Here is an 8,975-nt window from a genome sequence, read left to right as displayed (position 1 = left end):
GGTTCCCACATCTGGGAACCACCGGCTCTTGCTGTTGTCTCGTCGGCTACTGTTGCCTCGCGGCAGAGAGTACGACGCCGGTCAGGCCACCGCGGGCGGCAGCAGCAGCGAACCGCCAGGAATGGCTTCCAAGAGGGCCTGCGTGTAAGCCTCACGCGGGTTGTCGAAGACACTGTCCGTGCTGCCTGTCTCTACGAGCTTGCCCTTTTCCATGACGCAGACGTGGTCCGCGATCTGGCGCACCACCGCGAGGTCGTGGGTGATGAACAAGTAGGTCAAGCCGAGGTTGTCCTGGAGGTCTGCCAGGAGGTTCAGCACCTGGGCCTGGACCAGGACGTCCAATGCGGACACGGCCTCATCGCAGATGATCACTTCGGGGTCCAAGGCCAATGCCCGGGCAATAGCAATGCGTTGCCGCTGACCGCCCGAAAGCTCGTTCGGATACCTCTGCATCATGGACTGTGGCAAAGCCACCTGGTCCAGCAGTTCGCGGACCTTCTTTTGCCGACTGGCCGCATTTCCGATCTTGTGGACCCGGAGAGGCTCTTCGATGGTCCGGAAGATGTTGTACATCGGGTCCAGGGAGCCATAAGGGTCCTGGAAAATCGGCTGTACGCGGCGCCGGAACTTGAACAGATCCTTGCCTTTGAGCCCGGCGGTGTCCACGCCGTCGAAAACAATCTGGCCCTCGGTCGGTTTCTCCAGTTGCAGGACCATCTTGGCCACCGTGGATTTACCCGAACCGGATTCCCCCACAATCGCCGTGGTGGTTCCGCGCTTGACGTGGAAGCTGACGCCATCCACCGCGGCAAAATCGGCCGTTTGGCCCAGTCCCTGCCGCAGTTTGTAAACCTTGCGCAGGTTCTTGATCTGCAGGACCTCGTCCGTTGCACGGGCTTTAGCCACCGAGACCGGAGCAAGGAGGTCGCTGGCTTCCACACCCTGCTCCTTGGCAACCTGGATTCGGCGGGATGCGAGCGAGGGAGCCGATTCCACCAAGCGCCGGGTGTATGGATGCTGCGGGTTTCGCAGCAGCTCCAAGGACGGTCCTGCTTCAACAACGTTCCCTTGGTACATGACCACTACTTTGTCCGCGCGCTCCGCAGCAAGGCCGAGGTCGTGCGTAATGAGCAGCACGGACGTACCGAGCTCCGTGGTCATGGTGTCCAGGTGGTCCAGGATTTTGCGCTGGACAGTGACGTCCAATGCAGACGTGGGCTCGTCCGCGATCAGGAGCTTGGGTTGGCAACTGAGCCCGATCGCAATGAGGGCGCGCTGGCGCATACCGCCGGAGAACTCATGCGGATACTGCTTGGCACGCCGTGCAGCATCAGGAAGACCCGCCTCAGCCAAAGCGCGCGCAACGTCTTCAGGTCCGTCCGGACGACCGTTGGCTTTGAGGGTTTCGCGGACCTGGTAGCCGATCTTCCAGACCGGGTTGAGGTTGGACATCGGGTCCTGGGGGACCATGCCGATGTGGCTGCCGCGGAGTTCAATCATGCGCTTTTCCGGCGCATGGGAGATGTCCTCGCCGTCCAGCAGGATCTGCCCACCCGAGACACGTCCGTTGTTCGGCAACAAGCCAATGGCGGCAAGGGCCGTCGTCGACTTTCCCGAACCGGACTCCCCCACGATGGCGACAGTCTCGCCCGGCATGATGGTCAAGTGGGCGTTTTTGACCGCTTTGACCTCACCAGAGCCGGTCTTGAAGGTGATGGCCAGGTCCTTGATTTCCAGGATTGGCCTTACCTGTGCCGCGACTTCATCGATTCTAATATTGGCAGAAGCCATGGTCGCCTCCTTAGCGCTGACGGCTCTTGGGATCAAGAGCATCGCGGACGGCGTCGCCAAGCATAATGAAGCTCAGGACGGTGATGGACAGGGCCGCTGCCGGGTAGAGCAGAATTCCAGGGTTGGTGCGGATGGACGCGTTGGCCGCCGAGATGTCGTTGCCCCACGACATCACGCTCAGCGGCAGGCCGACACCCAGGAAGGACAGTGTGGCTTCGAGAACGATGAAGACACCGAGTTCCAGGGTTGCAAGGACAATCACGGGAGCCAGTGCGTTCGGCAGCGCGTGCTTCAGCAATGCCCCGAAGTTGGAAACACCCAGCGAACGCGCCGCGGTCACGAAATCAGCGTTGCGGACCTCAAGAACGGCACCGCGCGTAATACGGGCCATCTGCGGCCACGCCAGCATGGATATGGTGATGACCACGGTCCAGACGCCCCTGTTTTCCCGGAAGAACGGCAGCTGCGTGATAACGAGAGCGCCCAGGATGATGGGGAGGGCGAAGAAGATGTCACCCAAACGGGCAAGCACAGCATCGAGCCAGCCGCCGTAGTATCCGGCCAGTGCACCCAGGGTCACACCGATGACGATCACGCAGAGCACAGACAGGACGCCCACGGACAAAGAAGCTTGCGTGCCATGGATGACACGCGAATAGACGTCACAGCCTTGCAGCGTGAAACCGAGCGGGTGTCCGGACGTGGGTCCTGCCTCCGAGTTGGCCAACTGGCAGTCGCTGTCGGGCGCAACGCTCGTAAAGAGGCCGGGGAAAAGGGCGACCGTCGTCAACAGAAGGATCAACAGCGCAGAGATGATGAACAGCGGGCGCCGGCGCAGCTTGCGCCAGGCATCGGCCCAAAGGCTGAGGGGCGCCTGTTCAAGCTTGACGGTGTCCGTGGCCTGCAGCGGAGTCTCGTCGATTGGGGCGACGAAGTGTTCAGTGTTACTGGTCATAGCGGATCCTCGGGTCAAGCCAGGCGTACAGGAGGTCAACCAGGAGATTGGTGACAACAAAGACAAGAACAAGGACACTGACGATCACAACGATGGTGGGGCCTTCGCTGCGCTGAATGGCTTGGAAAAGCTTGTTGCCGACTCCCGGGACGTTGAAGATGCCCTCGGTGACAATTGCGCCGCCCATGAGGCCGCCAAGGTTCGCACCGAGATAGGTCACCACGGGAATCAGCGAGTTCCTCAGAATATGCGCCATCACGACGCGCGGGCGGGAAAGGCCCTTGGCCGTTGCAGTCCGTACATAGTCGGCGTTCATGTTTTCGCTGACCGATGCACGGGTCAGGCGCAGGACGTACGCGAACGAAACCAGGCCCAGGACTACCGCGGGCAGGATCAGGTTGCCCCAATCGGCGTTCGCTCCAACGGTCGGTTTTGCCCAGCCAAGCTGGACACCGAACACAAGCTGGAAGACAAAGCCGAGGACGAACGTGGGAACAGCAATGACCACCAGTGACGCGACCAGGACGGTGGAGTCAAAGAGCTTACCCTTGCGCAGGCCGGCGAAAACACCGAACGCGATGCCGAAGACGGCCTGGATAATAAGTGCTTCGACAGCGAGCATCGCCGTCACCGGGAAAGCCCTTGCAAGCGAAGCTGCAATGGGTTGCTGCGTAAAGTCAACGCCGAGATTGAAGGTGAACAGGTTCTTCAGGAAGATCCCGTATTGCACCCAGAACGGCTGGTCGAGGTTGTACTGGTTCCTCAGTGCGTCGATGACGCTCTGAGGAGGTTGGCGGTCGCCGAAGAGCGCTGCGATGGGGTCGCCGGGAAGGGCGAACACCATGTAGTAGACAAGGAGTGTGGTTCCCAGGAAGACGGGAATCACCTGGAGGAGCCTACGCAGAATGTAGCGGACCACGGTTCACCCCGCTCTCTCTGGACGGTTGTAGGTATGTCATGTTTGCCTTCCTGCCGAAGCAAGCAATTGGGGGCCCGGCACCATGGCCGGGCCCCCATGCCTCACGGCAAGTTCAGATCCTGAGGACTACTTGGCCTCGATGTTGTAGTAGAGGATTCCGCCGTTCCAGCCGGTCTCGGCCTTCACAACGTTGTTGCTCCACACGATCGGACGGTTCAGGTACCACAGGGGCAGGCCGGGGAGATCCTGGAAGAGGATTTCCTGTGCCTTGTTGAACTTGGTATTGGCGTCTTCAGGCGTCTTGGCTGCAAGGCCTTCCTTGAGCAACTTGTCGAACTCCGGGTTCGAGTACTTCTCGTAGTTCGACGATGCGTTGGTTGCCCACACCGGTCCAAGGAAGTTGTAGAGCGATGGGTAATCACCCTGCCAGCCGGAGCGAGTCAGGCCCGGGAGGGACTGGGACTTGCGCAGGTCCAGGACCTCAGCGAACTTCGCAAACGGCTGGATTTCGGCCTGGATGCCGAGGTTGTTCTTGAAGCCGTTGGCCACGGCGTCGATCCATTCCTTGTTGCCACCATCGGTGTTCGAAGCAATCTGGAGCGGCTTGGAAGCGTCGTACGGCTTGATCTTTTCAGCCTGTGCCCAAAGGTCTTTAGCCTTCTGGACATCGAACTTCAGGACATCGTTGCCCGGGATCTTGTCGTTGTAGCCATCAAGCACGGGGGCCGTGAATTCGGTGGCAGGGGTGCGGGTGCCGTTGAAGATGACCTTGGTGATCTCTTCACGGTTGATGGCGTGGGACAGCGCCTGGCGGCGCAGCTTGCCTGCTTCGCCCTGGAAGTTCGGGTTGTAACCCGGGATGTTCAGGGTGGAGTTGTTGGCAACCGGCTTGGTGGAGTTACGGTCCTGGAAGTCCGTGGTGTACGTCTTCAGTGCGTTCGACGGCAGGACGTCGGTGACGTCAAGGTTGTCAGCCTGGAGATCCGTGTAAGCGGGACCCGGATCCGTATAGAACTTGAAGGTCACGCCACCATTCTTCGCAGCACGCGGACCGTTGTAGTCGGGGTTCTTGACCAGCGAGATGGACTGGTCGTGTACCCAGGAACCTTCCTTGGCGAACTTGTAGGGGCCGTTGCCAACCGGGTTTTCACCGAAAGTCTTCGGGTCCTTCAGGGCAGCGGAGGGCAGCGGGTAGAAAGCGGAGTAGCCCAGGCGCAGTGACCAGTCGGCCTCGGGCTGGGACAGCTTGACCGTAATGGTCTGATCGTCCTTGGCTGCCAGGCCGGACATCGTCTGAGCCTTCGGTGCCGGAGTGGAGGTCTTCTTGCCGTCGGCCCCGGTGGTTTCATTCACGGCACTGACATCGGCGTAGCCTTCGATGGACTCGAAGAAGAAGCCGTTGTTCTGGAGGTTGGTGCTCAGCGCTGCAAAGTTCCAGGAGTCAACGAACGTCTTCGCGGTGATTTCCTCGCCATTCGTGAACTTGGCACCGGACTTGACCTTGATGGTCCAGTTCTGCGAGTCCGTGGTGTCAATGGACTCGGCCAGCGCGTTGACCGGCTTGCCGCTGGCATCGTAGGCGCGGAGGCCTTCGAACAGCAGCTCGACAACGCGGCCGCCGTACACCTCGTTGGTGTTTGCGGGAAGCAGCGGGTGCTGCGGTTCGTTGCTGTATGCGGTGATGACCTTGTTGGGGTCGGCTGCGGCAGAACTATTCGTGTTGCTGCCGGAGCCGCCGCCGCAACCGGTCACTGCGAGGGCGATTATCGCCGCTACGCCTAGAGCTTTGGAAGTGCGCGAGAAACGCATTCCGCCTCCTATGAGTCGTGGAGTTGATCAGGGGAAATTTGTGATGACCCCCAGGCGCAGACACAGTTTTCCTACTGTGACGTTGCCTACATGTGTGTGTAAGCCTACCCACATTGTGTCCAGATGGTGGGACTCGCTGGCCAAACTGTAACCGTTCCGCAACCTCCAGATGCCTAAACTGGCGGGAATTTCAAGTCAAAAGCTACTCGGTGGTAATATTCGCTGTCTGACAGCAGGACAAGCGGTTTTTAGGCACAAAAAAGGGCCTCGGTTCATACTCTGAACCGAGACCCTTTACAACATCGCTGCTCAGGGCAGCGTCCTTGCTTTAAACGTTGAAGCGGAACTCACCTTAGATGGTTGCCTAGATTTGTGAGTGACGGGATTCCGCTAGATGACGCGGTTTTGTGTGTTGTCTGTAGTTGTAGGCTTTAGGCAGTTCTAGTCCCTCTTGCGGACTTTTTGCGGACTGGGCTGCCAGACTGGCGCCATGTCTGACTGCTGCTCTTGCCACGCTACTAAGCTCGCGTTCACGTATCAGGAGGCGGCCGACTCGGTTGGCGTTTCCGTCCGCTCACTACAGAGGATCGTGGAGCGCGGGGAGATGGCTGTGAAGTATATCGGAAGCAAGCCGGTGATCCCGGCCGCTGAGTTGGCCGCCTGGCTTGAGTCGCTGCCCTCCGAGCTGAGCTGAAGCTAGGCGAATGGATCGCGCCCCACACCTGATTCCTCTGCCCAATCGGTCGGCTTCTTCTTCCGTTGCCGTACCCAGGCGATGATGTTCGCGACGTCGTCGGCGTGGAGCATGATGCGGTTACGGCTGAGCCTTGTGTGATGGCCTGACTCTATGGAGTAACGCCGCAATTCGGTGGGCGTCATCCACAACTCCGGGGCAACGTCTTCCGGTGTCCTGAACACGGCTCCAGAGCTCATGAGCGCGGACCTGGTGGCTCGCCCGGCAAGTCATCCAACCACTTCGCCAGATCCTCTACGCGGATCACTCCCTTGGAGTTCGCGTAGCGGGCCAGGAGGTTGCCCTGGGCGACCTGATACTTCAGTGTGCGGACGCTGTACCCGCAAGCCTCAGCAGCTTCCTCGAACGTCAAGGCCAGTTTTGGGATGGGCATCCTACGCCTCTGCCGTGGAAGGTTCCCTGCTGGAGCGGGCGCTATCCCTAATGGCCTGCTCTGCTGTTTCCGCACTCTCTACAAGGACTTGGGTCATGTCTTTCAATTCGTCCAGGCATTTCCGCTTCTTGGCGGCGTTTCCTGACTGCCAGGCTGGCACCACGTCCAGCGCCTTGGCGTAGGCATCCGAGATCAGCATCCGTACGTTAACGCCAAGATAAATCTCCCGCCGTTGGGCCGTTAGCTCATCAGCCGCCAGAAGCTCGATCGCGCTTGGCCATGCTTCCACGGCGTGCGCAATCTTAGAGGCTTCAGGGCTTGCGAGTCTCAGCCTCACAGTCGCGGCGAGTAGCGTAATCATTAGCTCCCGGGGCTTTGAATGATCATTCGCCCGTACCTCTTCATAAGCTCTGCCCATGGCGGATATGAAGCCAGCGATTGCTTCGATTTCGCGAGACTCTCGGGTTTGCCGACGCTGCATGGCGCCGGTTAAGAGAACAACAACCAGGGCCACAAGGGCTCCAATAAAGGCTCCCATTGCGCCGTTCCAGAAGGCCACCCACGTACCGCACGTGACGCCCAATGCATCCCCACAAATAATGTTCACTTGGGGATCATACGTGTAGCCAGAGGTGGGCACAGAGGGCGTGCCGGCATGGGTTCACTTCGGATGGCCTCATCGGGCGGCCGGTAATGTCGGTGGCTTGCGGCAAAATGGGGAGGTGCATATTTTCATCGATGACTCAGGCGATGGCGGGTTCAAGTTTGAGTCAGGTTCCAGCAGCCACCTTGTCATGGCAGCCTGCGTCTTCAAGGACCCATCGGAGATCCTTCGCCTCAAGCAGTGCATGGAATCCTGCGCACAGCACAACGGCCTGAAGACCGAGTTCAAATATGCCAAGACCAAGGAGCGCGTGAAGGATTGCTTCTTCAATTGCACGGCCGACATCCGATACAACATCCGGGCTATCGTCATGGACAAGTCCCAGATCTACAGCGGTCATCTCCGGAACAACCCCGCTGCCCTGAAGAGCTTTGCAATCCGCCAGTTGCTCAGCCATGGCTTTGGGACCATTCACGGCGCCAAGGTAGTCATCGACGGCCAGGACACCAAGGCCTTTGGGATCACTGATCATGCATATCTGATGGCGATGGCCAACCGTGCCAGCCCCGGCACCATCGCAAAAGTCGAGTGGGCCGACTCAAAACAGAACGTTGGCATCCAGCTAGCTGACATGGTTGCTGGTGCAATTCAGCGTGGGGAGCGTACCCACAAAAAAGCTGATCCGAAGCATCTTCGACTGATCAGGCCGCGGTCATACCAGCCAAATGGGTCCTACTGGAATTTTCGCTGACAGGGACCCGAGAAAAGGGCGACCCACCGACCTATCTTCAGGAAGAAGCACGCGCACCATACGGAGACTATTCAGTCGGCGGGTCTCTGTGCACTAATCATTGCACGCCCTTTACCCACATTTCAACCGGGTTTATCCACAGGTTGTCACCACTTTATCCACAGTGCCGTGTCCTTATTTGCCCGGATATGCTCGTCGCATGAGTACACAAGAAGAGATCCCGGACCAGTGCCCCAAATGCGGCGGCGAGGTCCGCATGCGCCCGCAGATTGAGCCTGTTCTGGGAAGCCGGGGGAAAGAGTGGCGGTGCGCCAAGGCCTGTGTGAGCTGGACTGTTCGCTAAGGCACCGTCTAAGTGCCGGTAAAGTAACCGGGTGAACAAACCATGCCCAGAACAGCAAGAACCACCGTCCGTCGCCAAAGCCCTTCAGCACACCGCTGCCATCGCCCTGGCCGGACTCGTCACTGGCTTCATGGCATTTCTACCCAATGGATACTGGTCAGCTTCGTGGGGGAACTTTTTCGGCGCCCTCATTGTGGCACTCGGAGGCCTGCTGGCGACCCTGCATTATCTCAAGGTAGCTAGGAGCTGGACAGGGCCAGGATCTTGGGCTTGCATCGTTGTGGGGGGCTTCGTCATTGCGGGTGCCTCGCTCCAGTCAACCCTCTGGCCCAGCTAGAAAATCAAAAAACCGCGGAGGGGGCGGTGCCGTCGCAGGACGCCGCCCCCGGTTGCCCCTAGACGTCTTCCCCGCGGATAAACGCGCTCAAGTTCTTGTCAGTGAGCGTAGGAGAGATGCGCCCCGCGGAGTCGTCCACGATGGCAAACGGGATCCCAGGGCCGATCAGGAGACTCACGTTTGCGTTGGACGCTGTGTACTCAAACCAGTCGTACTTGCCTTCCGCGGCCAGCTTGGCGATGGTTTCCTTCGTTTCGGCGTAGTCGGTGAAGTCCGGGCAATCGATCGTTGCTCCGTTGTACATGATCTTGACCATTCTGCGTGTGTCCTTTCGTGGGT

The 8,975-nt window shown here is 59.4% G+C and carries 11 protein-coding genes; 3 read left to right on the top strand and 8 right to left on the bottom strand.

The features are described from left to right. Positions 1-81: 81 nt before the first annotated feature. The 4 genes from ACFX4T_RS03615 to ACFX4T_RS03600 all read right to left on the bottom strand — a co-directional run bounded on the left by ACFX4T_RS03615 (position 82) and on the right by ACFX4T_RS03600 (position 5,474). Complete coding sequence (locus ACFX4T_RS03615) at positions 82-1,791, bottom strand: ABC transporter ATP-binding protein (RefSeq protein WP_223946484.1); 1,710 nt, start codon at positions 1,789-1,791, stop codon at positions 82-84. 10 nt (positions 1,792-1,801) lie between these two features. Continuing rightward, on the bottom strand, positions 1,802-2,746 hold the full coding sequence (locus ACFX4T_RS03610) for an ABC transporter permease (protein ID WP_223946485.1): 945 nt from the start codon (positions 2,744-2,746) through the stop codon (positions 1,802-1,804). Next, positions 2,736-3,665, bottom strand: coding sequence for an ABC transporter permease (locus tag ACFX4T_RS03605; RefSeq protein WP_216925185.1), 930 nt, complete (start codon positions 3,663-3,665; stop codon positions 2,736-2,738). The genes ACFX4T_RS03610 and ACFX4T_RS03605 overlap by 11 nt, the downstream gene beginning before the upstream one ends. Positions 3,666-3,791: 126 nt before the next feature. Next, positions 3,792-5,474 carry an ABC transporter substrate-binding protein gene (locus ACFX4T_RS03600; protein ID WP_216925184.1) on the bottom strand — a complete coding sequence of 561 codons (1,683 nt, stop codon included), beginning with the start codon at positions 5,472-5,474 and terminating at the stop codon, positions 3,792-3,794. Positions 5,475-5,964: 490 nt separating this feature from the next. Here ACFX4T_RS03600 and ACFX4T_RS03595 point away from each other — a divergent pair, with 490 nt between their 5' ends. Continuing rightward, a complete protein-coding gene (locus ACFX4T_RS03595) occupies positions 5,965-6,168 on the top strand; it encodes a helix-turn-helix domain-containing protein (RefSeq protein WP_377650809.1) in 204 nt (67 codons plus the stop codon). 2 nt (positions 6,169-6,170) lie between these two features. Here ACFX4T_RS03595 and ACFX4T_RS03590 read toward each other — a convergent pair whose 3' ends face one another. The 3 genes from ACFX4T_RS03590 to ACFX4T_RS03580 are packed head-to-tail and all read right to left on the bottom strand — an operon-like array spanning position 6,171 to position 7,208. Further along, a complete protein-coding gene (locus ACFX4T_RS03590) occupies positions 6,171-6,407 on the bottom strand; it encodes a hypothetical protein (protein ID WP_377650808.1) in 237 nt (78 codons plus the stop codon). Then, positions 6,404-6,601, bottom strand: coding sequence for a helix-turn-helix domain-containing protein (locus tag ACFX4T_RS03585; RefSeq protein ID WP_377650807.1), 198 nt, complete (start codon positions 6,599-6,601; stop codon positions 6,404-6,406). The genes ACFX4T_RS03590 and ACFX4T_RS03585 overlap by 4 nt, the downstream gene beginning before the upstream one ends. Before the next feature lies 1 nt (position 6,602). Next, positions 6,603-7,208 carry a hypothetical protein gene (locus ACFX4T_RS03580; protein WP_377650806.1) on the bottom strand — a complete coding sequence of 202 codons (606 nt, stop codon included), beginning with the start codon at positions 7,206-7,208 and terminating at the stop codon, positions 6,603-6,605. A gap of 115 nt (positions 7,209-7,323) precedes the next feature. Between ACFX4T_RS03580 and ACFX4T_RS03575 the strand changes: the two genes are divergently transcribed. Both ACFX4T_RS03575 and ACFX4T_RS03570 read left to right on the top strand, forming a co-directional pair. Next, the gene (locus tag ACFX4T_RS03575; protein WP_377650805.1) at positions 7,324-7,956 is read left to right on the top strand and encodes a DUF3800 domain-containing protein; all 633 of its coding nucleotides are present in this window, start codon (positions 7,324-7,326) and stop codon (positions 7,954-7,956) included. 199 nt (positions 7,957-8,155) lie between these two features. Then, positions 8,156-8,299 (top strand): hypothetical protein, encoded by a 144-nt coding sequence (locus tag ACFX4T_RS03570; RefSeq protein WP_377650804.1) that lies wholly within the window; start codon positions 8,156-8,158, stop codon positions 8,297-8,299. Between the two features lie 395 nt (positions 8,300-8,694). Here ACFX4T_RS03570 and ACFX4T_RS03565 read toward each other — a convergent pair whose 3' ends face one another. Further along, positions 8,695-8,952 (bottom strand): hypothetical protein, encoded by a 258-nt coding sequence (locus ACFX4T_RS03565; RefSeq protein WP_377650803.1) that lies wholly within the window; start codon positions 8,950-8,952, stop codon positions 8,695-8,697. Positions 8,953-8,975: the final 23 nt, after the last annotated feature.

The organism is Paenarthrobacter sp. YIM B13468 (genome assembly GCF_042788025.1).
Taxonomy (GTDB): Bacteria; Actinomycetota; Actinomycetes; order Actinomycetales; family Micrococcaceae; genus Arthrobacter; species Arthrobacter aromaticivorans.
Note: the sequence above shows the minus strand (reverse complement) of the source record. Positions and strands in the feature narration are given on the sequence as shown.